This window comes from Lacibacter luteus (genome assembly GCF_004118265.1).
GTDB classification, from domain to species: Bacteria; Bacteroidota; Bacteroidia; order Chitinophagales; family Chitinophagaceae; genus Lacibacter; species Lacibacter luteus.
Genome location: NZ_SDHW01000004.1, coordinates 134,747 through 158,313, shown reverse-complemented (window position 1 = coordinate 158,313; position 23,567 = coordinate 134,747). Strand labels below are relative to the sequence as shown.

At 41.0% G+C, this 23,567-nt stretch carries 16 protein-coding genes; 6 read left to right on the top strand and 10 right to left on the bottom strand.

Going from position 1 to position 23,567, the window contains the following annotated elements; translation table 11 throughout:
* Window positions 1-2: 2 nt before the first annotated feature.
* The 3 genes from ESA94_RS14110 to ESA94_RS14100 all read left to right on the top strand — a co-directional run bounded on the left by ESA94_RS14110 (window position 3) and on the right by ESA94_RS14100 (window position 3,480).
* Complete coding sequence (locus tag ESA94_RS14110) at window positions 3-752, top strand: superoxide dismutase (RefSeq protein ID WP_129131576.1); 750 nt, start codon at window positions 3-5, stop codon at window positions 750-752.
* Between the two features lie 123 nt (window positions 753-875).
* On the top strand, window positions 876-1,832 hold the full coding sequence (locus ESA94_RS14105) for an endonuclease/exonuclease/phosphatase family protein (protein ID WP_129131575.1): 957 nt from the start codon (window positions 876-878) through the stop codon (window positions 1,830-1,832).
* A gap of 283 nt (window positions 1,833-2,115) precedes the next feature.
* A complete protein-coding gene (locus ESA94_RS14100; RefSeq protein WP_129131574.1) occupies window positions 2,116-3,480 on the top strand; it encodes a dipeptidase in 1,365 nt (454 codons plus the stop codon).
* A gap of 140 nt (window positions 3,481-3,620) precedes the next feature.
* Here the strand turns inward: ESA94_RS14100 and ESA94_RS14095 are convergent, their stop codons facing one another.
* From ESA94_RS14095 to ESA94_RS14085, 3 genes are all read right to left on the bottom strand, one after another.
* The gene (locus tag ESA94_RS14095) at window positions 3,621-4,391 is read right to left on the bottom strand and encodes a hypothetical protein (RefSeq protein WP_129131573.1); all 771 of its coding nucleotides are present in this window, start codon (window positions 4,389-4,391) and stop codon (window positions 3,621-3,623) included.
* 233 nt (window positions 4,392-4,624) lie between these two features.
* Window positions 4,625-5,923 (bottom strand): metal-dependent hydrolase family protein, encoded by a 1,299-nt coding sequence (locus ESA94_RS14090; RefSeq protein WP_129131572.1) that lies wholly within the window; start codon window positions 5,921-5,923, stop codon window positions 4,625-4,627.
* Window positions 5,924-6,020: 97 nt separating this feature from the next.
* A complete protein-coding gene (locus ESA94_RS14085) occupies window positions 6,021-8,186 on the bottom strand; it encodes a S9 family peptidase (RefSeq protein WP_129131571.1) in 2,166 nt (721 codons plus the stop codon).
* Between the two features lie 58 nt (window positions 8,187-8,244).
* Between ESA94_RS14085 and ESA94_RS14080 the strand changes: the two genes are divergently transcribed.
* Entirely contained in the window at window positions 8,245-8,631 is a 387-nt protein-coding gene (locus ESA94_RS14080) for an RNA-binding S4 domain-containing protein (protein ID WP_129131570.1), read from the top strand.
* Here ESA94_RS14080 and ESA94_RS14075 read toward each other — a convergent pair.
* Complete coding sequence (locus ESA94_RS14075) at window positions 8,628-9,593, bottom strand: hypothetical protein (protein WP_129131569.1); 966 nt, start codon at window positions 9,591-9,593, stop codon at window positions 8,628-8,630. The genes ESA94_RS14080 and ESA94_RS14075 overlap by 4 nt on opposite strands.
* Before the next feature lie 184 nt (window positions 9,594-9,777).
* Between ESA94_RS14075 and trmD the strand changes: the two genes are divergently transcribed.
* The gene (trmD, locus tag ESA94_RS14070) at window positions 9,778-10,455 is read left to right on the top strand and encodes a tRNA (guanosine(37)-N1)-methyltransferase TrmD (RefSeq protein ID WP_129131568.1); all 678 of its coding nucleotides are present in this window, start codon (window positions 9,778-9,780) and stop codon (window positions 10,453-10,455) included.
* A gap of 57 nt (window positions 10,456-10,512) precedes the next feature.
* On the opposite strand, the gene ESA94_RS14065 is transcribed toward trmD, so the two are convergent.
* From ESA94_RS14065 to ESA94_RS14040, 6 genes are all read right to left on the bottom strand, one after another.
* The gene (locus tag ESA94_RS14065) at window positions 10,513-12,312 is read right to left on the bottom strand and encodes a hypothetical protein (protein ID WP_129131567.1); all 1,800 of its coding nucleotides are present in this window, start codon (window positions 12,310-12,312) and stop codon (window positions 10,513-10,515) included.
* Window positions 12,313-12,320: 8 nt separating this feature from the next.
* On the bottom strand, window positions 12,321-14,567 hold the full coding sequence (locus ESA94_RS14060) for a hypothetical protein (protein ID WP_129131566.1): 2,247 nt from the start codon (window positions 14,565-14,567) through the stop codon (window positions 12,321-12,323).
* A 2-nt stretch (window positions 14,568-14,569) separates the two neighbouring features.
* The gene (locus tag ESA94_RS14055) at window positions 14,570-15,274 is read right to left on the bottom strand and encodes a glycosyltransferase family 2 protein (RefSeq protein WP_164972748.1); all 705 of its coding nucleotides are present in this window, start codon (window positions 15,272-15,274) and stop codon (window positions 14,570-14,572) included.
* 13 nt (window positions 15,275-15,287) lie between these two features.
* The gene (locus tag ESA94_RS14050; RefSeq protein ID WP_129131564.1) at window positions 15,288-15,803 is read right to left on the bottom strand and encodes a hypothetical protein; all 516 of its coding nucleotides are present in this window, start codon (window positions 15,801-15,803) and stop codon (window positions 15,288-15,290) included.
* 106 nt (window positions 15,804-15,909) lie between these two features.
* The gene (locus ESA94_RS14045) at window positions 15,910-19,026 is read right to left on the bottom strand and encodes a WD40/YVTN/BNR-like repeat-containing protein (RefSeq protein WP_129131563.1); all 3,117 of its coding nucleotides are present in this window, start codon (window positions 19,024-19,026) and stop codon (window positions 15,910-15,912) included.
* A gap of 84 nt (window positions 19,027-19,110) precedes the next feature.
* A complete protein-coding gene (locus tag ESA94_RS14040) occupies window positions 19,111-20,736 on the bottom strand; it encodes an ArnT family glycosyltransferase (RefSeq protein WP_129131562.1) in 1,626 nt (541 codons plus the stop codon).
* A 311-nt stretch (window positions 20,737-21,047) separates the two neighbouring features.
* On the opposite strand from ESA94_RS14040, the gene ESA94_RS14035 reads away from it, so the two are divergent.
* Window positions 21,048-23,555 (top strand): DUF5916 domain-containing protein, encoded by a 2,508-nt coding sequence (locus ESA94_RS14035; protein ID WP_205755985.1) that lies wholly within the window; start codon window positions 21,048-21,050, stop codon window positions 23,553-23,555.
* Window positions 23,556-23,567 lie beyond the last annotated feature (12 nt).

The following is a 23,567-nucleotide window of genomic DNA, read 5'->3' as shown; positions in this document are numbered from 1 at the left end:
TTATGTCAAATCATATTTCACGCCGTAAGTTTATTAATCAAACAACAAAAACAACAGTAGCTGTTGCTGCTGCAAGTGTTGTTGGGGTTGATTTGCTTGCAGGCTGTACTTCTGCAAAAGTATTGGGCAGCAGCAATGCACTGGTAGGCTTTGAGCAAACAGCTTTGCCTTACGCTTATAAGGATCTTGAGCCAATCATTGATGCCACAACAATGGAGATTCATTACAGTAAACATGCAGCAGCGTATGCAACAAACCTGCGTGATGCTGCTAAAGCAGAAAACATCGATCAGTCGAAACCAGTAGAAGCTGTTTTCAGCAATATTTCTGCGTACTCAGCAAAAGTTCGCAATAACGGTGGTGGTCATTACAACCACGAGTTATTCTGGCGTTGCATGAAACCAAATGGTGGCGGACAACCAACAGGCAAACTGCTTTCATCTATCCAGCAATCATTCGGCAGTTTTGAGGCATTTCAAACACAGTTTACCGATGCCGGTAAAAACCGTTTTGGCAGTGGTTGGGCATGGTTGTATGTTGATGGCAACAAACAATTAAAGATCGGCTCAACACCTAACCAGGATAATCCGCTAATGAATGTGAGCGATATTAAGGGTACACCTTTGCTCGGTTTAGATGTGTGGGAACATGCTTATTATCTCAAGTATCAAAACAAGCGTCCCGATTATATTGCAGCCTGGTGGAAAGTTGTGAACTGGGAATTTGTGCAGCAACGTTATTCAGCATTATAAAAGCATACAGAAATAACAAAAAAGCCCCGCAACATTGCAGGGCTTTTTTGTTTACAGTATCTACGCTTTGCGGTATTGCATCTTCCTTATTGAAACAGTAACTTACTGAAATAAATCATCAATATGAGTACAATAACTGTTGCAACCTTTAACTGCGAAAATCTGTTTCGCCGCTTTCGCTTCAACGAAAACCTTAGTAAGGAACAAGTAGAGAAAAAAATTAAAGACGGATTCATCATTGATAAAGCTGTTTTATCAACCGTTAATCAAACCGAACGGAAACTTACTGCAGATGCAATCAAAGCAACAAAAGCAGATATTGTTTGCCTGCAGGAAGTGGAGAATATGGATACGCTGAAAAACTTTCTTTCCGAATACATGTCTTCTTCCGGTTATAAATACAGGATGTTGATTGATGCAAATGATCCACGCCTCATCGATGTGGCCATCATCAGCAAAATTCCTATCAGCTATGTAAAAACGCATCAGTATCTCAGGAACGGATCTTCAGCTGTGTTTTCAAGAGATTGCCTGGAAGCAGAATTTATTATTGGCGATAAGCCGCTTACATTGTTCGTCAACCATTTTAAATCGATGTTCGATAAAGGCGATCTTACACCTGCACAAAAAAGGGCAAAGACTGCTGCCCGAAGAGAATTGCAGGCACAATCTGTGTTAGATATCATCAAACAGAAGTATAAAAACAAACCGGAGAAAAGTAATTGGATTGTATTGGGAGATTTAAACGATTACCCCGACGATAAAACAAGCTTGAAAAAACTTTTAGAAAGCAGCTGGATGGAAAATATTGTGCAGACAAGAATTTCTGACCCCGCAGAACAATGGACGCATTTCTGGGATACAACAACAGTGCCTGTAGAGGAACGTTACAAACAGATCGATTATATTTTTCTGTCGAAACATCTCGCAAATGCAAACCCAACAGCAGTGCCGGTGATTGTTCGTAAAGGTTTAATTACTAAAGCAACACAGTATGCAGGAGCACGATTTACAGGAGTTACAGATAAACAGGGAGCTTCAGACCATTGCCCAGTTGCAGTAACATTTAATGTAGTATAGCGGTGCTTAAAATAGTCACGGCCCCTGCAGAAAACATCTTCACTTTAGCAAGCGGGAAGTAGCATCTGCAGCGGCCGTTATGGATGCAATATTAACGAGGGAAGCGATAGAATGTTGCAGAACTTATGAACATCTTTTCTTCTTCACATTTCTTTAACCTGCGGGTAAAATGCTGCCATTTTTTTGCAAAAAGAAATACGGTTCTGCAACTTTGTAAAAACTTGGCAACCTTGGGCCGAACGCCTACATTCGTACTCCTTTTAAAAGCATTAAACTATTGTATATGCAGGCATGGAAAGATTACCAGGAACAAAACAAGGAACGTTTTTTAAATGAGTTGCTCGAACTTTTACGTATTCCTTCTATTAGTGCGAAAAGCGAAAACAAAGCCGACATGATCACTTGCGCAGAAGCAGTGAAACAACGTTTGCTCGAAGCCGGTGCCGATACGGTTACGATTTACGAAACGGCCGGTCACCCCATTGTGTATGGCGAAAAGATCATTGATGCGGCAAAGCCAACAGTATTGATGTATGGCCATTACGATGTGCAACCTGCTGATCCATTGAACTTATGGAACAGTCCGCCATTTGAGCCTGTAATTAAAGACGGAAAAATTTTTGCACGTGGCGCCTGCGATGATAAAGGTCAGTTTTATATGCATGTGAAAGCGTTGGAAACAATGGTGAAAACAAATTCGCTCACTACCAATATTAAATTCTGTATTGAAGGTGAAGAAGAAGTGGGCAGTCCTAATCTTGCAACCTTTGTAAAAGCAAACAAAGAATTACTGAAGGCAGATGTAGTGCTCATCAGCGATACAGCCATGATCAGTATGGAAAACCCAAGCATTGATATTGGTGTGCGTGGCTTAAGCTATATTGAAGTGGAAGTAACAGGCCCTAACCGTGATTTGCACAGTGGTGTGTATGGTGGTGCTGTTGCAAACCCCATTACCATGTTGGCAAAGATGATCGCAAGTTGTCATGATGAAAACAATCACATTACTATTCCCGGTTTTTATGATGATGTGGTAGAAGCAAGCGAAGCAGAACGCAAACTGATGGCCGCTGCTCCTTACGATGAAAAAGAATACAGCACCGATCTTGGTGTAGAAAAGCTCTGGGGTGAAAAAGGATTTACAACAAATGAACGCACCGGCATTCGTCCAACATTGGAGTTGAATGGTATCTGGGGTGGTTATACGGGTGAAGGTGCAAAAACTGTGTTGCCTTCAAAAGCATTTGCAAAAATATCTGCACGTTTGGTACCTAATCAATCGAGCGAAGTGATCACCGAAAAATTATTGAACTACTTTAAGAGCATTGCTCCTGCAGGTGTAACTGTGAACGCACATGAACATCATGGTGGCGAACCTTACATGACTCCTGTTGACAGTAAAGCGTACAAAGCAGCCGCTGCAGCCATTAAGGATACGTTTGCAAAAGACCCGATTCCTGTACGTGGTGGTGGCAGTATTCCTATTTGTGCATTGTTTGAAAAAGAGCTGGGCATTAAGATCGTATTCATGGGTTTTGGTTTAGACAGCGATAACCTGCATAGCCCGAATGAGAAGTACGATATTTTCAATTTCTACAAAGGCATTGAAACCATTCCTTACTTCCATAAACATTTTTCGGAAGCATAGTTGGTTGCTCATAGATAACACAAAAGGCGCAGAGATTTTTCTTTGCGCCTTTTGTGTTTGCTGAGTTCAGTCATGTCGACGAAGGAGACATCTCTAAACTTAAAAACTACAATTGGATAATCTACGGCATTAAACATGCATCATTGCCTTACAGGCATGTGCACTAATTTATTTCTGTCACGAATCTTTTTTGTGTTTTCTGCTTTAATAAAAAAGTTGGGATCAACCTGCGAGACCTTTGCTTTTAACTCCGGATTCTTTTCAAGGAATCCTGCTACCGCTACAATCGAATCTTTTACTGCGCTGTTAATGTCAATTGCTTTACGGATAAGTATTTCATGTAACTCATCATTGAAACTTACATTGTATGCTGCAATATCCGGATGCGGTAATTCACGGTTTAAACTGATGACCTGGTAACCCGTAACCGGATTGTACACACAGATCCATTTCGGCGGATTGGCTTTGCCCTGTGCAGCAATGCTTCGCTTGATGAGTTCAAAACTGCCATCAGGATTTTTGGATGTAGTGCCATCATCAAAAAAGAAACGGGTGCCTTCTTTTTCTCCTGGCGATACAATACCCTTGATCTTCCAGTCGATCACCGGATTTTTTCCTGCTTCAAGTTGTGAACGATAGGTTTGCATCAGTTGACTGCTGTCGTTGATGGATTGCATCAGTTGCTCAATTTTCTTCCCTTCTTTACTCGTCATCACAACGTACTGCAATCCCAGGCTTAACAACACCAGTAAAAAATAACCGGCAAAAGCACCTTTCAATTTTAAGTTGAGTTTTTTATAAGGCCCTTCCACATTGGTTTCGCTTTCGGGCAAAAATTTATAAATGATGTAAGCAGGAATCAATGGCAATAACAAGATAGCAGCCAATGCAAGATAAAAATTGTCGATCATGGTTAGATGTTTTGAACGGATAAGGTACAGCGGAAAACAGAGTTATGCAATAGGAGAAATGCGGTGGAAGAAAGTGTTTTCTCTATGCTGATTATTAAAACAAAAGCTGATAAAAATTGTCATCCCGACGAAGGAGGGATCTGTTTAATAACAAGATTAAACTCGACAGATCCCTCGCTCCTCGGGATGACAGCAAATTTTTGCAATATGAATCACTTCATCATCTAGTAATCTCACAACACCTGCACCCCATCCTTCTTAAACACTTTCCCCTCTTTCATCACAAACACAACCTTGCCCATTACGTTGATATCCGTTAACGGATCACCATCAACAGCAATAATATCAGCGATCTTTCCTTTTTCAATACTGCCCAGCTTATCCCACATGTTCATCAGCATCGCACCATTCTTTGTTGCAGATTGTATTGCTTCCATTGCTGGCATACCGGCTTCAGTCATGTACACAAACTCCATCCAGTTCTTACCATGCGCAAACACACCGGCATCGGTACCAAAAGCAATCTTCACACCTGCCTTGTATGCTTTTGCAAATGTGTTTTGTATATGCGGGCCAACTGCTAATGCTTTTGGTGTAACTACATCGGTATAATAACCGGGGATCTTTGCACTATCAGCAGTTGATTTACCTGCTGTAATAGTTGGTACCAGCCAGGTTCCATGTTCTTTTGCAAGAGCAATGCCTTCATCATCTAAATAAGTTCCGTGTTCAATACTTGTAACACCACCTTTAATAGCACGTTTGATGCCTTCTGCACCGTGTGCATGCGCTGCTACAATAAATCCATAATCTTTTGCAGCAGTTACAATCGCTTTTACTTCCTCCACAGTAAACTGCGGACTTGATCCATCTTTCGCCTGGCTTAATACACCACCTGTTGCAGTGATCTTGATCACATCACTTCCATCTTTGTAACGCTGACGAACGGCATGATACGCTTCTTCGGGTCCGTTAATCACACCTTCAGCAGGACCGGGATCACCCATCAATGCTTTGCTGTAACCATTGGTAGGATCGGCATGACCACCTGTTGTAGCAATAGATTTACCTGCAGAAAAAATGCGTGGCCCTACAACAATTCCTCTGTTAATAGAATTACGCAACGAAAGATTTACACCACTTCCGCCAAGATCACGCACTGTAGTAAACCCGGCCATGAGTGTAACACGTGCATACACGGTACTTTGAAAAGCAAGATCGGGCGGGTTCATGGTAAAACGATCTGCTGCTGCACCTCGCTTAGTTTCACTTTCGAGATGAACATGCATATCCATTAAGCCGGGCATCACTGTTTTATTTTTTAAGTCGATGACTTTATCGTTGGCAGCAGGCGTTGTAAATCCATTCACCACATCGGCAATTAAATTGCCTTGCACAATAATGGTGACATTGCTGACTACTTTGCCATCTTTTGTATCGATGAGTTTACCGCAATGGATCAATGTACGTTGAGCTGTTACCTGCAATGCTGTTAACAGCAACAGGAAAAAGAAAAAAGATTTTGTTCTCATGCATGTTTGGTTGAGCAATTAAGATAAGATTTTTTTGAGCGTTGTGTACGCCAATAAAAAACGGGATGCAATGCATCCCGTTTTTTATTGGAAAAATTTATCTCGCTCCCGGAGGACATTTCTCTTTCAAATAAGCTGTGTACAGTTTCATTAAATGCTGAAACGTTCCCGCACCTTCGCTGATGCTGTGTGTACGATTGGGATAAGGCATAAACTGGAACAGTTTGCCATTTTTGATCAATTCATTCACCAACACTTCCGCATTGCTGTAATGCACATTATCATCACCTGTGCCGTGGATGTACAATAAATTTCCTTTCAGGTTTTTTGCATAGGTAATGGGCGAACCTTTTATAAAATCATCTTTGTTCTCCTGTGGAATACCCATGTAACGTTCCTGGTAAATGTTATCGTAAAACAATTGGTTACCTACAGCTGCAATGGCAATACCTGTCTGGAACAGATCGGGGTACTGGAACATCAAATGCAAAGTAGTTGAACCGCCACCGCTCCAGCCCCAAACTGCAACACGGTTTGCATCGAGATAAGAACGATCGGCCAATAATTTTTTCATACCCATTGCCTGGTCACGGATGTTGATACGGCCGATTTGTTTGTAAATACTTTTACGCCATTCGGCGCCTTTCAATGTTGGCGTACCACGACTGTTGAACGATACATAGAAATAACCCTGTGCATTCATATCGCCACCAAACAGAAAATTATTCCCTGAGTAAAATTCGTCTTCCACCGTTGTGGTTGCAGGTTCGCTATACACATATAATACAACAGGATATTTTTTTGATGGATCATAGCTCTTTGGTTTGCTGATCCAGCCATCCATGGTAACACCATCTTCGGTAGTAATGGTAAAGAATTCAAGATTGTCTTTGTTAACCGGCTTGATGGTTTTCAGCAACTCATCACCTGCAACTGGTTTGTGTGTAGCAAGGTTGAGAAATTGCGAAGCAGGTGCAACTGTTCTGCTGTTAAATCCATGCACAGCATAACTTCCGTTGGGCGAACATTCGTAACTGTTGGTGCCTTCGTAACCCGCAGGTGTAACACGAACGGCTTTACTCTTGCCATCCATTTTTACTTTGTAGAGATAGCGTTGAATCGGATTATCGGGCGAAGCAATAAAATACAATTCGTTCTTTGCTTCATCAACTGCACTGATCGTTGCAATATCGTAGTTGCCAACAGTAAGCAATGTTTCTTTTCCATCACGTGTTACCTTGTAAATATGTCGCCAGCCATCTTTTTCACTCACCCATAAAAACGATTTTCCTTTTTCCATAAACTCCCAGCCACGAGGATCATCATCGTTCCAGCGACTTTTAATATCGATCCATGCTTTATCGCTTTCTGTATAAAATTGTTTTGCTTCGCCGGTAGAAGCATTGCAGAAATACAATTTGCTTTCGTTTTGTTTGCGGTTGAGTTGTTGAACGATCAGTTCGTTTGCAGCACTCCATTCCATACGTGGCAGATAATTATTTGCAGGATCGCCGGGAATATTCATCCATGTTGTTTTTGCATTTTCAACATTCACTACACCGATCTTTACCGGCGATGGTGCTTCACCTACTTTCGGATACTCCACCGGAATTACTTTTGAATAAATATCATCGGTTGTATTGAGCATGTAATAATCTTTGATCTGGTTGGCATCCACCTGCCAGTAAGCAATGCTCTTGCTATCGGCACTCCAGCGGAAACCATCTCTGCAACCAAACTCTTCTTCATACACCCAATCGAACGTGCCGTTGATGAGTTTTTTGGAATTGTTGGTTGATGTAAGAACTGTTGCTACACCTGTTGTTACATCTTCCACATAAATATTATTGGCATGTACATACGCTACTTTCTTCCCATCGGGCGACAGTTTTGCATACAATAATGTTTGAGCAGGTTTGTCTTTTCCTATCTGTTGCAATTTGGCCGAAGCAATATCAAACAACCAATAATCGCCACGGGTATTGTAACGCCACACACGGGCTGTGTTGGTAAAAATGAGCACCTGTTTTTCATCAGCACCGATGGTAAAATCTTTGATATTGATCTTGCCTGCTTTCAATGCATCGGCAGGTACAATTACTTTTTGCGCGCCGGTTTTGAAATTGGTGCTTACTATGGCATTGTTATCGTTTTCGTACAAACCATTGTTGTCGGCTGTCCATTTTATTTTATCGGCCTTAAACTGTGCCTGCGATAAAAAGCCAAGCATTAAAAAACAAAATCCAAGAAAGAAATGCTTCATATTGTTTAATTGAGTGACCGAATATAGTTAAAACACAAATTGTAAATTTGCATCCGTTATGGAAGCGAAAGAAAAACTGAGGATCGATAAATATCTCTGGGCTATCCGGCTGTTTAAAACACGCAGCCAGGCCGCAGCCGCCTGCGACAGCGGCAAAGTGAAGTACAACGGCGACAGTTGTAAAGCATCAAAGCTGGTAAGCGTGGGCGATGAATACGAAGTAAAGACGGAAGCCAAACGCTGGCGCATTAAAGTAAGCGGACTGTTGCACAATCGTGTACAATACAGCGAAGCCATTAAATTCTATATTGATGTTACGCCAGCCGAAGAGCTGGAACGGATGAAATCTGTTGCCTCTTCTTTCCATACGGGCAAACGTTTGAGCAAAGTAGGACGGCCCACCAAGAAAGAACGCAGAGACCTGGATGAGTTTATGGAAGATTAATTATCCGTTGCCGGTAAATCGTCGCTGCTGTAATAAGTATTCTGAATTTCGAAGTACAACACTTCCTTTCCTTCTACAATTTTATAGCGTGTGATCTTGTCAGGTAATCCATTTGTACGATAGATCGTTTCTTCTGTCCATAAATTTCCCAGCTTCTTTTTCTTCAATGTTTTCTTTACCGGCAGCCCTGCAGCATTATAACTACTTTCCAATTCGTACTTTTCAAGATTATAATAGTTATCTTTTTTAATCATGACAACTGCTTTCCCACGATCCGGTCCGTTTAATTTAAAATCACTCTTCAACACAGGCACACCGTTTACAAGTACCCGTTTCGTAAATAAATTATTCAGTGTGTCCATACGAAATTCCCAATCATCCTGCGGAGTATAAACAGATGCATGATCTTCGAATAAATAAATGTCTCTGAAAAAAAAACGTCGGGTAAAGCTGTCTTTCAACGACAGGTTCTTTCCGTTAAAATCATAACTCATGGTAAATATCTTGGGATCAGGATTATCATCCGGCCATATCCGAACAACCTGCTCTTTAAGAATCTCAGACATATAGTCAATATTCTCTTTGTATTTAAGACCGATGGCAACCAGTTTCTGAAAAATCTGCACTGTATTTGTGGCCAGCGACGTAGTAGTGACTGTTTGTCCGCCAATGTCATTTATCAATAAAGCATCAACGCCTTCCTGCTTAGCCTTTTCTCTCAATTTTTTCAGCATTGCATCGGCACGCTGTTCAGAGAAATCCTGTACTTCTACCAGTTTCACTTTGTAGTAAGGCTTCGCTGGTTTTTCCTGCCCGAAGAATACATCTACTTCATGATCATGAGGCTTGAGAGGAATGGAAGACAATGTGTTTTGCTGCGATGTAAGATATTGTCCACTATAGAAAGGCGCACAAGACGACAATGCTACTGTAACGTACAGGATCAAATAAAAATGCCGCATAGGTTGTGTTTGTTTAAAAGTAATTCCGGATTGCAAAAAGGAATTGTTAATTCAACTGAATTATAAATGTCTGAAATGAAACTTAGCAATTACACTTCAGTTATCAGGGGTATTGCTGACCTCCGTCAGAACTTTAAGCGGCTGGTGACTTTCGTACTTCTCCCTTCGTACTTATCTTTGCTGCATGCACATTCACATTATTTCCATTGTTCCTGAGTTGCTGGATAGTCCGTTGAATCATTCCATTATGAAACGGGCGAAAGAAAAAGGACTCTTGACTGTTACTGTTCATCACCTGCGCAAATGGGCGGTGAATGAATACGGACAGGTGGATGATTACCAATATGGCGGCGGTGCAGGTATGGTGATGATGTGCGAACCATTGGAAAAAGCCATCAACGAACTGCAGCAGGAAAAAAAGTTTGACGAAATTATTTATCTCACACCTGATGGTGTTACGTTGAAACAACAAACTGCTAATCGTCTTTCACTCAAAGAAAATTTATTACTCATCTGCGGTCATTACAAAGGCATTGATGAACGCATCCGCCAGCATTATGTAACCATGGAAATTTCCATTGGTGATTATGTATTGAGTGGAGGTGAACTGGCAGCAGCTGTATTGGTTGATACAATTGGCCGTATCATTCCCGGCGTACTCAACGATGAAACATCCGCATTGACCGATTCCTTCCAGGATCAATTATTAGCACCTCCTGTTTATACACGCCCGGCAGATTACAATGGCTGGAAAATTCCTGACATTCTTTTAAGTGGTGATCTTAAAAAAATTGAAGAGTGGCGGCATGAGCAGGCTTTACAACGTACGAAAGAAAGAAGACCTGATCTGCTGGATGAATAATAATGCAGTTGAGAATTTGCATCATTGCAGGATATGAGGCCGTGCTTAAAGTAAAGTTTACTTTTCCAGTAACAGTACCTTTAGATCATCAATCAAAAGTGGTCGATCGCTGCCTGAATTCCAGAAAGAAACCGATGCCTTGTTAACCCCCTTCGGAAGTTTAGCATCAAAGAAAAGACGTTTGGTTTCATTATCGTTCAGTACCCGAAACACACGAACCATTTTATAGTCAAGCAACGCATTATCGTTATACAGCTTTACAATAAACTGTGCCATGCCCCAGGTATTCCACTCTTTCCGTTCTGTACGGAATGTGGCAGATGCACGCAGATAGTCGCCGCTGTTTTGTGGAACAGCAAAAAAGTATTCGGGGGTTGATTGTTTTTCTCCAGTAAGTAAAATGCTCTTGCCACTAATAGCATAATTGGTAGTGGCATATGAATCCGATTCTGTATCAAAATTATTTGTGTATAGCTCACTTGCTGCAATCAATTCAGAGCCTGCATTGTCTGCACGATCAAGTAAAAACTGTGTTTGCGGTTCAACTTGCCATTTCAGAAATACCGCCTTCAGGTATGCGTCTGTCATTTCTCCGGCACGGTATAACCCGCCAAGATGTGCCTGGTGTGTAAGCCAAACATTGTAATACAAACAAAAGCCAATAAATAAACCTGCAATTGTTTTTACATAATTTTTTGCAGCAATAATTCGCTCAATGGCAGCAGCTAATGCAATAGTTAGAAGCGGGTAAGCCTGAATCATTGCACGCATACCCATGCTGCCACCATACCACCAGATATCCCATGCAAAGCAGATATAAATAAACAAGCATGTAAACAGAAAAACCGTATAGAATAACTGCCGCCGTTGTTTATATAGAAAAGGCAGACCAATAAATGCGAGCAGCATTACAGGGGTGTAAGTGATCCACCCATTATTACTGCTAAACATACCACGATATAAGTGCGGATGCAACCAGCTGAAACCCTGATCCTGATAACTGTAAACAACCCATTCGTTGCTTACATATTTCCAGTAAGCTAATTGCACAAATAGAAAAATCGCCATGCCTGTTGCAGCCACTAAGAGATAGCGAATGTTTTTTATAAAGAACTGTAACCTGTTTTTTAACGCAGTGAAATTATCGATACCCCAAAGCAAAGGAATGAGGATCGAAATTATTTCAGTAGGGCGGATAATGGTTGCCCATCCAATGAATAATCCGATATGCAGTGCTTTTTTAATGGTTGGTGTTTTGTAAAAAAGAATGCAGTTGTAAATAAGCAAAGCGTAGATTGTAAAGAGACTGTTATGCACCATGTTATTATCGATAGCTGCATAATTAAAATAGTTGGTAATAAGCGCTATGCAAAAAATACTGAGGGCAGTAACAGTATCGGAATAGAAGTGCAGTAAAATTTTACGCAACACCCATAAGCCGAGAAATGCAATAAGCAACATGCCAAAGCTTAGTGCAAACTGGTACGGTTTAGAAAAACCATTTGCAGCTCCATTCGTTGCTTTTGTATAAAGATGAGCTGCGGTAAAAAATGGCAACATCACCAATGCCTGTCCCAAAGGGTATTTCATTACATAATTACCGGAAGAATGGAGAAAGGCTTGCTGAAAATCGGGTGTTGGTTGATATTTTGCAAGAACGCTGTCTTTAAATGTACATTTTTTGAGATCCTTATAAATGAATGTTGCAGGCAGATACATGTAATAACCTGAAACATCCCAACTGATGGTTGCTTCACTACCTTGTTTGTTCCATTTGGGATAATAAAAAAATGAAGTAAGCAGCATCAGCACACCACAAAGGAAAAATGTATTTCGGGAGAGGCTGCTTTGTTTCATAAAACCGGTTATGGAATAAAGATATTATTAAAGTAAAACGATTTGCCCGAAGGCATAAGAATGATTTCATTTATCCGGCAGACCTGTAAATTGAAGATACGGGCAGGGTTGTACAACAGAATAGATACCTGTACTGCGTTTGGATGCATTACAAAATTGTTAACTGCCATTACATTGTTACCATACACATTTGTTGCCCGTTTAAACGATGCTTCATCGTAGCGGATATCTTTTCCTTCTGCGTCCTGTTGTGTGCAGGCAAGCACAGGAAAAGTTTCAACATCTGCTTCAATGCTAAGCCATGCACTCATGCGTAGCGTATCGCCGGCTTTGTATTTACCAACAGGAAATTTCAGGAGCTCACTTAATTCATTTGCAAACTGTACCCCATTAGCCGGCTTATTAATCGAAGCATCAACATCTGTAAACTTTAATATTGCAGAAGATGCGCTATCGTTGCTGAAGTAACTGCCGTATTGTTTAAACAGTTGTTGGCGATTCGTAAACTGCATTTTTACCCATATATGATTTGCTGAAAGGGAAGCAGGCTGTAATGCATACAACGACCACCCGTTTTGCGAGGCCAGTAATTTGCTTTTTCGTACAAGTTCTTGTTCACTGCCTGTTAATTCCTGAGGGGTGACCAATACAAGTATTGGTTTGCCGGATAGTTTATTGATGAGTTGTTTCTGCACAAGCGAATCGGAAATAAACTGTACAGATTGTTTGCTTTGCTCCAGCGAAGTTCTCGACAGCATTACATTCATTAAAGGCAGTCCGGTTTGCAAGGATGTTTTCATGGCATGTATTTCGGAAAGCCCGTTGTTCATGCTGAATTTTTCGGAGCCAACATGGAAATAAGGAAGCACGAGCAGCGATTGAAATTCGCTTGCATAATGTCCGCTTTTATTTAACAGATCGGCAATGTTTTGTTCGGCAATAATGCGGTAGTGTGCAACTGCACGTTTAGCCAGTTCATTGCGGTCAATCATTCGGTAAATGCATTCTGCTGTCCATACCAATGCAAGCAAAACAGAAAATGAAAGAAGTAAGTTTTTAACGAATGCTTTTTTTGCGTCTTGTATTAACCGGCAGATATAAACAATGCAAAACACGCCTGTTACATAATAGAATGGCCAGGCAAAACGTCCCGGTGCACGAAACTGCCGAAGCATTGGCAACTTATCAATCAACGATTGCAAGCCCCATTTAAACGGAATGCTCATGGAAAACAGCAGCAGCAAAACAGCAGAAAGTAAAAACAGGTTTTGTTCTGTTGTGAAAATTGATCGTGGTTGTTTTGTTTGAACTAACCGAACAATTGAATGAATGATAAAGATGATACAAAAAAGATTTGCAGTCATGCCTATGTAAGCAAAACCCTCCCAGTACCGATCGAACAAAGGCTTGGCAGGATTACCAAAAAGATCAACAATATGCGGCAGAAAAACAGAAGTCCAGTCGCTTGTTGCGTAAAAAAAGCCCCATGGTTTTGTTGGTCTGTCGGTAATACTGTCGGTAGTAAGCATGAATAACTGCAACAAAACGATTGGCGTAATTACAATTGCCCAGCGAAGAAGTAACTGTTTTCGGTCAGTTGTTTTAAACTGAAGAATACTTGCAGGCAAGAGATAGGCAGTAAGGAATAATGCAACGATTACCGCCAGGTAAAAATGCAATAGCCCGATCCAGGAGATAAACGCAATCAATACAACTGCAGAACGAATCGTTTTCTTTTCTTCAAACAGCAGAAAAAAATACCAGGCCGCACAAAAGAAAAACGGATAGCTTAAACCGTAATGCGCTTCAATGCGAAATAACTGCGGGCTTAAAAAACAGATCAGCAGCGCTCCGGTTATTGCAAACGCATTCGATACATGGTAGTGCCGTAATATTTTATACAAAAAGTATGGTGTAATAAATATGCCAATAAGCACAGCTGCATTGGTTAAACCGATACCATACTGTTGCAACGATGGAAACAGATAGCTGATCCATTTATAGGGCAATGAAAGTCCGGGTTGTCCATCAGCAAACGAAAGATGCTCGCCAAATGGATAATTCATGCCTGTAAAATGCAAGCCATGATTGTGTTGCAGATACCAGCTGACTGCATAATAGTTTTTCAATCCATCACCGGAATAGGTAAACATTGCACTGTTAAGGTGTGTAACAACAGGCCAAAACACCAACAATGTAATGGCTGCAGATGCACACAAAAGAAGCAACAGGCTGTATCGTGAGGCAGTTTGCATATTTAACTGAACAGTAAGCCGATAAAATTTTTTAATTCCCGTAGCAACACTTTTAGCGGCATGCGACTAAGGTGTACATCTTTTCTTAATTCAACCGCTACTGTTTGTACAACAGCTTTTGAACGCACTGCCTGTAACACAAATTCCATGTCGAACAGATAAGTAGGTATACGTGTGTTTAAAAATATTGTTTTGCCTTTTTGGTTGAAGCTCTTTAAACCACATTGAGTATCGTCGAAAGGCATTCGCATTAAAACCCGTATAAAGAAACGAACCAGTTTTGATAAGCCGGCACGAAAGGAATTGATCTGCCGATAATATTGATTGTTTCGATTGCCAATTACCAGGTCGGCATTGCCCGATTGCATTAATTTGATAATTGCAACCGCACTTGCTGTTGTGTAAGGAAAATCGACATCAGTAAATACATAATGGGCTGCCTCAACAAGCTTAACTCCTGTACGTAATGCAGCACCTTTCCCTTTGTTTCCGGTATACGATTCAATGATAACAGCCGGCAATTGCTGTTGCAACCAATTTGCAGCCGGTTCAAAATTTCCGTTTGTACTGCCATCGTTTACAATACAAAGCTGTAGTGGTTGTGATAATGCATCTGCCAACTCTGTGTAACGTTGATGTAACAGTTTTTCCCAACCCGGCAGCGGATTGTAAACCGGAACAATAAGCACTGTTGCAACTGTAAACATGAATGATTGCTGATTATTCAAAACTGATGCGGAAATCGTCGACAAAAAATTTCTGTGCCCCGGGATTCCACACATATACCTTCGCAATAACGCTGCCGTCAAGTATATCAGCAATGTCAAGTTCTGTTTTGTATTCGATCCATTTGCCTTTCCCTTGCATGTCGGCGACAGGAATAGGCATGTACACGTTCTTAACCGATTTGTTTTCTGTAGGCGAATACATGTCAATTACCAGCTTAAGATCTTGCTGTACTTCCGGACCGGTAACCCACACACTTGCTATTATTTTTTTTAAATTTTGCTTACCGGTTTCTGCTAACGGAAGAATAAAGGTGTTGCTGTAAACTTTATCGGGTGTAATACGTTCGCAATACTTTCCACTTCTGGCAAAACCTTTTTCCAGTTGAATAGAACTCCAGCCAACCACTTGTTCATAATCGAAGAAATAGCTGTTTTCAGCAGATTCTTTTTTTGAGCAGGCAGTTAAAAAAAAGAGTGAAGCGATAATAGAACTGCAAAACGTTTTCATGCCCCCGAAAGTAAAGGATTCGCCTGTTTTGGCAAAACGGCACAGGTTATAAAACAGTAGCGGCGGCCGAAGGCCGCCGCTACAATAAGCTCTATGCTAAAAGTATTTATTTAATCCCAATCACCGGTAAACTCTTTTCCCTGATGAGCTGGTTAAACTTCGGCACATCCTCTGCAATTATTTTCTTCAGCTTATTCAACTGTTCATCGGCTTGTTTGCTCAGGTCAGCAAACACTTCTTTTGATTGTTTGCTCGGAGCGTTTACGCCGCTGTTGGCAACATCAAACACACCGCTCAGTTTATCGTTGATGCGGATGGGATAGTTCAACGGATCTTGTCCACTTTTTGATTTTGTTTGATACAATGTTTCTTCAATCGTTGTCAACTCTTTGGTAATTGACGTTGCCATGTCTTTAATTTCCTTCGGAACATCTTTGCCTTGTCGGCCAATGAAATCGTTGATCTGTGTACGTAATGCACGAATGTCTTTAATACCTTTCTGCACATCATTGAATTTTTGCTGCACGCTCAACAGGAAGTTGAACTGTTCGTCGTATGCATCCTGTGTCATTGCATAATTCGGATCGGCTTTAATGGTAAACGAAACCTGTGTGGAATCGTTCCCCACTTTCACTGTTGCAAAATAATTACCCGGTGCTGCTGTAATTGTACCCGGTGCACCATTCCAGAGAATCATACCTTCACTTGGTTCAGCAGGAGGATATTGCAGATCCCAAACAAAATTGTTCATTCCTTTTTTAATCTCCAGTTTATCCTTACCATCGGTGCTGAATGTTTTAATCAGCTTTTTGTTTTTATCGTACAACGCAACCGATGCTTTGGTACTATCAGCTACATCTTTTGCATAGTAAGTAATGACCAACGGGCCTGCAGGGTTTTCACCAATGTTTTGTGCGGTGCCTCCAAAGCGTCGTGAGAAACGGCTCATCGGCATACGCCAGCTATCATTCACCGGAAACACATGCAGATTTTTTGCAGCAACATCCGCTTTCACTTGTTGCAATACCGTTAAATCATCGATCACATAAAAACCTCTTCCTTGTGTTGCAACGATGAGATCATTTTCTTTGATCGTCATGTCTGTAACAGGTACAACAGGCATATTTAACTGAAAAGGTTTCCAGTTAGCACCATCATCGAATGAAATGTACATACCAAATTCAGTACCTGCATACAACAAACCTTGTCGTTTACGATCTGCACGCATGGTTCTTGTAAAATGCATTTTGTTGATGCCGTTGGTAATGAGCTTCCATGTTTTACCATAGTCTTCTGTTTTGTAGATGTATGGTGTGTAATCATCAACTTTATAACGTGTGCCAACAAAATAAGCGGCACCTTTTTTTACCGGATCAACATCAACACAATTCCACATCATCAATTTCGGTGCATCTTTGGGTGTAACATTCTCCCAATTCTTACCGCCATCCTTACTTACATGAATCAAACCATCATCACTACCTGTCCACAACAGATCTTTCTCAACAAAACTTTCTGTTGCGGTGAAAATGGTGCAATAATATTCAACACTTGTATTGTCTTGCGTAATAGGGCCGCCGCTTGATTTTTGTTTGCTCTTATCATTTGTTGTAAGATCAGGTGACAAGGCAGTCCAGCTTTGACCTTCGTTTTCTGTTGCAAACAATACATTACCTGCGGTATATAATTTCTTTGGATTGTGTGGTGAAAAGAAAATTGGGAAGTTCCATTGAAAACGATACTTCAACACATCTGCACCTGCGCCCATTGGATTATCGGGCCACACACTAATGGCTCTGTTCTCACCTGTCTTGTGATCAAGACGTGAAAGATAACCACCATAGTTGCCACCATAAACAATATCCGGATTATTGGGATCAGCAACAACATATCCACTTTCACTACCTGCTGTTTCCTGCCAATCCTGTTCAGTAATACCTGCACCGGTTGTTCTGCTTTTAATACGCACTGTTGAATTATCCTGTTGTGCACCCAATATGCGGTAAGGAAAACTGTTGTCGGTTGATACACGATAGAACTGACCTGTTGGTTGATTCATGTAAGTGCTCCAGTTGTTACCGCCATCATAACTCACCTGTGCACCGCCATCATCTGCAACGATCATACGCTTGCCATCTGCAGGATCGATCCACAGATCATGATGATCGCCATGTGGTGTACGTAGCGATTGAAAAGTTCTTCCACCATCACGACTGTACATGAAGTTTACATTGGGGCAATAAACCAAGTCAGGATTTTTCGGATCAACAAATACTTTACTGTAATACCATGCACGCTGACGAATATTATTATCGCTGCTCATGAGTTGCCATGTTTCGCCAGCATCATCGCTGCGGAATAAACCACCATTTGCGTTTTCAACGATGGTATAAATGCGTTCAGGATTCGATGGTGCAAATGCAACACCCACAATTCCCCATGTGCCTTTTGGCAAACCTTTCTTTGCAGAAACATTGGTCCATGTTTCACCACCATCTGTTGATTTATACAAGCCACTTCCTTCACCGCCACTTTCTAAACTATATGGCGTGCGTATCAAACGCCAGGTACCTGCATACAACACAGAAGGATTTTCCGGCTCCATCACCAAATCACTTGCACCTGTTTGATTATTTACAAACAACGTACGCTTCCATGTTTTACCACCATCAGTTGTTTTATATACACCACGTTCTTCATTTGGCCCAAACAAATGCCCCATCACCGCTACCCACAGCACATCAGGATTTTTTGGATGAATAAGTATACGTATGATGTGACGACCATCTTTCAATCCAATATTTTTCCAGCTGCGTCCGCCATCATCGCTGCGCCACATACCACCAAGACCTTCGCTCACATTACCACGCATGGTATTTTCGCCTTCGCCTACATACACAATGCTTTCATCGCTTGGCGCTACTGCCACTGCACCAATGGACGAACCAAAATATTTATCGCTGCTATTTTTCCAGTTGTTACCACCGTCAGTAGTTTTCCAAACGCCGCCACCGGTAGCACCCATGTAAAAGGTTGTTTTGTTGCTGAAGCTTCCGGCAACCGCAGCACTTCGTCCGCCACGGTAAGGACCAATGGAACGATACTTCAACGAACTATAAATTGATTCTTCGCCGGATGATGCAACGGCTGTTGTTTGCTTCTTTTGTGCAAATGAAAACAGTACGCTGAAGAGCGTACCTGCAAGCAGGATTGACTTTCTCATGTTCAGTACAATTGGTTGAAGCGGGAAATTACAAAGCTTTTTGCAGCTATGCAGTTGCATTTTCTGTTTATGGATGAGCGGCTGTTATTCGGTGTACAGCAGGTTGTTCCAGTTGAGTTGTTTGCGCTGTTCCAGTAATGCAGAATCAGCTTTTTGCTGCCATCGTTCCAATGGAAGACGTAAAGATGTGTCGGCCAATTGTTGCTGGAGGATAAATGTTTCAGCAGACAAACGGTAAGCCGCTTCATCCCGTTTTAAAAGAAAGCGATCCCACATGTATCGTTTTACAGGTTTAAACACGGGAGGAATGTTGCGAATTTCATCGCCGATAACATACACGTAGTTGATATTGTTATAGCCGGAGATTTCGTTTGTTTTAAGAATCGGTGGAAGCTGCCGGTTGAACATGCGCTTGTTATAAAACTCCATCGATTGCCAGAACAGCCAGTTAACAGCAGTGTTTTTCGGTGTTGTATTTTTATCGGCAACAATATACTGATATGCCTTTTTGCTGCTGGCATCGTACCACCATTCAAAACAGGAATAAAAATTAAAGATGCCTGCAAAATGCAAAATACTTAAGGTGGCGGCTACTCCTGTAAACGATTTTACAAACCGTGGATACACATCAAACAACCATACAGCAACACTTAACAGCAACAACAACAAAACGGGGAGGTACAGCAGCGCTTTTCTTCCATCAATATAAAATGTGTTGAGGAGATGCCGTTGAACAATAGTAGAAATAATAAGTATTGCCAGCATGCCTGCAGCAGTTATAAGACTGTAACGTGCAAAAACCGGTATGTTTTTCCATTTATTGAAGAATAGGTTTTGTAAAAGCAAAACAGCTGCAGCAAGAGCCAGCAGTATCAACACAGTTTTCAGCAATACTATCCTTATATCGTAATGCAGTAAAAAGTAGGAATGCGTGTAATGAAGATTTACAGCAAACGAATGAAAAGAGGTGAGCCATGTTTCACTGCCCCATTTAAACTCGTTATTACTGTTTAAATAACCAATGGGTTTATAAATAAGTAATACCAGTAAAACTGTTGTAACAAGCGGAATAATATTGGCCTTTAAAATTGGTTTAAGCAACAGTATATTCAGCTTTTGCTTTTCTGCAATTAGTAAAGCTAAATTAAGCAGTGCCCATTGTGCAAGCAGCACGTTCAACCACGTAAAGTTTGCGTACACTGCAAGGCCAATGAGTACAAAAGAATAGATCAGTTGTTTTTGCTTGCGCTCGGCAAAATAGAGCAGTAAAAAATACAAACTCATCATTTCAAGTGCAGTTGCCATACCGTACCCCCGGGCCAGCGAAAAATAATCGAGTAAAAAATGCGGCGTGCAAAAAAGTACTATGCCCGTTACCTGCAGCCACCGGTTTTGCGTAATGCGTTGTACAATTAATATAGCTGCTGCATAGTATACAAGAAAGAATAGAACATTCGGAAGGCGGATGCTCCACTCATGCCACCCGAAAAGCTGTACCGAAAATTTTAAAAGGAGCGAGTTCAATATATGGTTATTGGCTGTTCCAAACATGTTTGCAGCAAACATGATATCGGTAAAGCTGCCGTCTACAACATTGGTTGTACTGCTTTCATCATGCGTCATCGATAAAGCAGCAGAGCGTTGGGCTAAGTACCAAAGAAAAAACAATCCAACTGCTGACAGGAAAATGTGATAAGCTCGTTTGTTCATCTTTTTTTTGCTGGTACAATTTGTTCGGAAGATAATCTATTTGCTGAAATCTACTTGTTGGGGTGATCGGCCACTCATCGATTTTGTAAAAGAATTAGTTGCTGTTTCTGCTGCACGGCATATTTCTTGGTATGAATATTTTTTCAGCACCAGCTCAACCATCCTTGATTTTTTCCGTCTATCCGCCATATTGTTTTCATGAAAATACGTGGCAAAAAAATGTTGTCAGAAATCTACCGTTCGTCTAATTTTTTAACAAACCCGGTGTAACTAATCTACTTTAGTGCCGTTATAGTATAAACCTCATCATCATGCTGAAACTAACCATATCATCGATCTGTCTATTCGTGTGCACATGCGTGTATGCACAAACGTCGAAAACCAATCCTCCAAAAATTACGGAAAAAGCAGCGCCACGTTTACTTGAAGCAAAACGTGCAACCAAGCCTGTTAAGATCGATGGTTTACTTGATGAAGAAGCATGGAAAGATGCATCGCTTGCAACAGACTATATTGAATTTCGTCCGGCAGTTGGTGTAAAAGAAGCAGAAGAGTCAAAAACAGTGAGTTATTTGATGTATACTGATGAAGGTATTTATTTCGGAGGCTTTTGTTACGAACGCACAAAAGACAGTATTGCAAGAGAGTTGAAAGGCCGTGATGGTTTTGGTATGAACGATTACATCGGTATCATCTTCGATACCTATAAAGATAATCTCAATGGCTTTGAATATTTTGTTACTCCCCTTAACGAACAATGGGATGCAAAGATGGCTCCCAATAATGATGGCAACAGCGAAGATTTCAGCTGGAATGCGGTATGGAAAAGCGCAGTAGTAATGCATGACAATGGCTGGAGTTTTGAAATGTTTATTCCCTACGGCGCTATTCGTTTTGGAAAAAAAGAGGTACAGGAATGGGGCGTTAACATGACACGTCGCCGCCAGAAAACCGGTCAGCAGTTTACATGGAATCCTATTGATCCAAACGTAAATGGCTTTTTAACACAGGAAGGTTACTGGACAGGTATCACCAATATTAAACCGCCTGTACGTTTACAGTTCTCTCCTTATTTTTCTGTGTACGGAAATCATTTCCCCATCAATCAAACAGGAACAAAAAATTTAACCGGCCAGGTAAACGGTGGTTTGGATGTAAAGTATGGATTGAACCAGGCATTTACATTGGATGCAACATTGATCCCCGATTTCGGACAAGTACAAAGTGATAACCAGGTGTTGAATCTCTCTCCGTTTGAAGTACAGTTTAACGAGTACCGTAACTTTTTTACAGAAGGTACAGAGTTGTTCAGTAAAGGCGGATTGTTTTACTCACGCCGCATTGGTGGTACACCTATTCATTACGGACAGGCAGCAAACCAACTCTCGTCTTCCGAAAAGCTGTTGAAGAATCCATCCGAATCGAAACTGATTAATGCATCAAAAATTTCAGGCCGTACGCAAAGTGGTTTAGGTATTGGTATTTTAAATGCGGTAACCAAAACACAGTATGCTACTATTGAAGATATCAATACAAAAGATCAGCGGAAGTTTGTTACCGATCCACTCACCAATTACAATATTATCGTTCTTAATCAATCAATGAAAAACAACAGCAGTGTTTCATTGATCAATACAAATGTTACCCGCAGCGGTGCAGATTACGATGCAAACGTTACGGCCGGTCTTTTTGATCTTAACGATAAAAAGAACACCTGGAATGTAGGTGGGAAATTTGCAGTAAGTCAGCTCATGGGTTATTTGCCCGGAGGAAAGAACGAAAATGGTTACAGTCACCAGCTTTATTTCGGCAAAACAAGTGGTCGTTTTAATTTCAATGTATGGCAGGAGTTAACGGATACAAAGTATACGCACCGTGATCTTGGTTATTTCACCAACAACAACTTTCTTGATCATGGTTTATGGATGGGTTATAAATGGATTGAGCCGAAGAATTGGTACAACCGCATTTTCTTAAACGTAAACGGCAGAGTAAGCAAGCTGTTTACACCAATTGCTGCTGTAAAAGAAACCTACCAAACCGGCAACGTAAACTTTAATGCAGAAATACAAACGAAGAAATTGTGGTGGGTTGGTATGTTTATGGGCTACACAACTAAACAAAACGATTTTTACGAGCCACGTAAAACAGGTTTGTTCTTTACACGCAATCAAAGTTTTGCTTTAGGCGGATGGGTAAACAGTAACCAGGCGAAGAAATATTCATTCTGGTCGGAAATTTTTGCACGCAGACATTTTGACTTCTATGATATGTTTGGAGTAGATGCAACAGTAAATCAAACCTATCGCTTTAACAGTAAGTTCTCTGTTACGCATAAACTCGGTTACTACCCTCGATTTAACAATATGGGCTTTACAACCATCGCTAACAATGATGTGATTTTTGCAAAACGCAAAGTAAACACAGTGGAAAATGTGCTGAATGTGAAGTATAGCTTTACGAATATGATGTGGATCACGTATCGTATGCGCCACTATGTAAGTACGGTTGACAACAAGGCGTATTATACTTTACAACAGACCGGAAAATTGCAGCCAAACAATACATTCAACGGAAACGTTAACCAGAATGCTAACTTTTTTAATATTGACATGGTGTATACCTGGCAGTTTGCACCGGGCAGCTTCCTGAATGTAGTTTGGAAGAATTCGATCTTCACGTTTAACAGAACGATTGAACGTGATTATTTTAAAAATTTCGGCAATACGCTTGATGCTGATCAGAACAACAATATTTCATTGAAAGTAATTTACTTTCTCGACTACCTGGATATGAAAAAATGGGGTAAGAAGAAATAAAAAAGAGCGGCG

Bases quoted from the DNA above. Each gene is read 5' to 3' on its own strand.
- ESA94_RS14110 (WP_129131576.1), top strand. From the start codon at position 3: ATGTCAAATCATATTTCACGCCGTAAGTTTATTAATCAAACAACAAAA.
- ESA94_RS14105 (WP_129131575.1), top strand. From the start codon at position 876: ATGAGTACAATAACTGTTGCAACCTTTAACTGCGAAAATCTGTTTCGC.
- ESA94_RS14100 (WP_129131574.1), top strand. From the start codon at position 2,116: ATGCAGGCATGGAAAGATTACCAGGAACAAAACAAGGAACGTTTTTTA.
- ESA94_RS14095 (WP_129131573.1), bottom strand. From the start codon at position 4,391: ATGATCGACAATTTTTATCTTGCATTGGCTGCTATCTTGTTATTGCCA.
- ESA94_RS14090 (WP_129131572.1), bottom strand. From the start codon at position 5,923: ATGAGAACAAAATCTTTTTTCTTTTTCCTGTTGCTGTTAACAGCATTG.
- ESA94_RS14085 (WP_129131571.1), bottom strand. From the start codon at position 8,186: ATGAAGCATTTCTTTCTTGGATTTTGTTTTTTAATGCTTGGCTTTTTA.
- ESA94_RS14080 (WP_129131570.1), top strand. From the start codon at position 8,245: ATGGAAGCGAAAGAAAAACTGAGGATCGATAAATATCTCTGGGCTATC.
- ESA94_RS14075 (WP_129131569.1), bottom strand. From the start codon at position 9,593: ATGCGGCATTTTTATTTGATCCTGTACGTTACAGTAGCATTGTCGTCT.
- trmD (WP_129131568.1), top strand. From the start codon at position 9,778: ATGCACATTCACATTATTTCCATTGTTCCTGAGTTGCTGGATAGTCCG.
- ESA94_RS14065 (WP_129131567.1), bottom strand. From the start codon at position 12,312: ATGAAACAAAGCAGCCTCTCCCGAAATACATTTTTCCTTTGTGGTGTG.
- ESA94_RS14060 (WP_129131566.1), bottom strand. From the start codon at position 14,567: ATGCAAACTGCCTCACGATACAGCCTGTTGCTTCTTTTGTGTGCATCT.
- ESA94_RS14055 (WP_164972748.1), bottom strand. From the start codon at position 15,274: ATGTTTACAGTTGCAACAGTGCTTATTGTTCCGGTTTACAATCCGCTG.
- ESA94_RS14050 (WP_129131564.1), bottom strand. From the start codon at position 15,803: ATGAAAACGTTTTGCAGTTCTATTATCGCTTCACTCTTTTTTTTAACT.
- ESA94_RS14045 (WP_129131563.1), bottom strand. From the start codon at position 19,026: ATGAGAAAGTCAATCCTGCTTGCAGGTACGCTCTTCAGCGTACTGTTT.
- ESA94_RS14040 (WP_129131562.1), bottom strand. From the start codon at position 20,736: ATGAACAAACGAGCTTATCACATTTTCCTGTCAGCAGTTGGATTGTTT.
- ESA94_RS14035 (WP_205755985.1), top strand. From the start codon at position 21,048: ATGCTGAAACTAACCATATCATCGATCTGTCTATTCGTGTGCACATGC.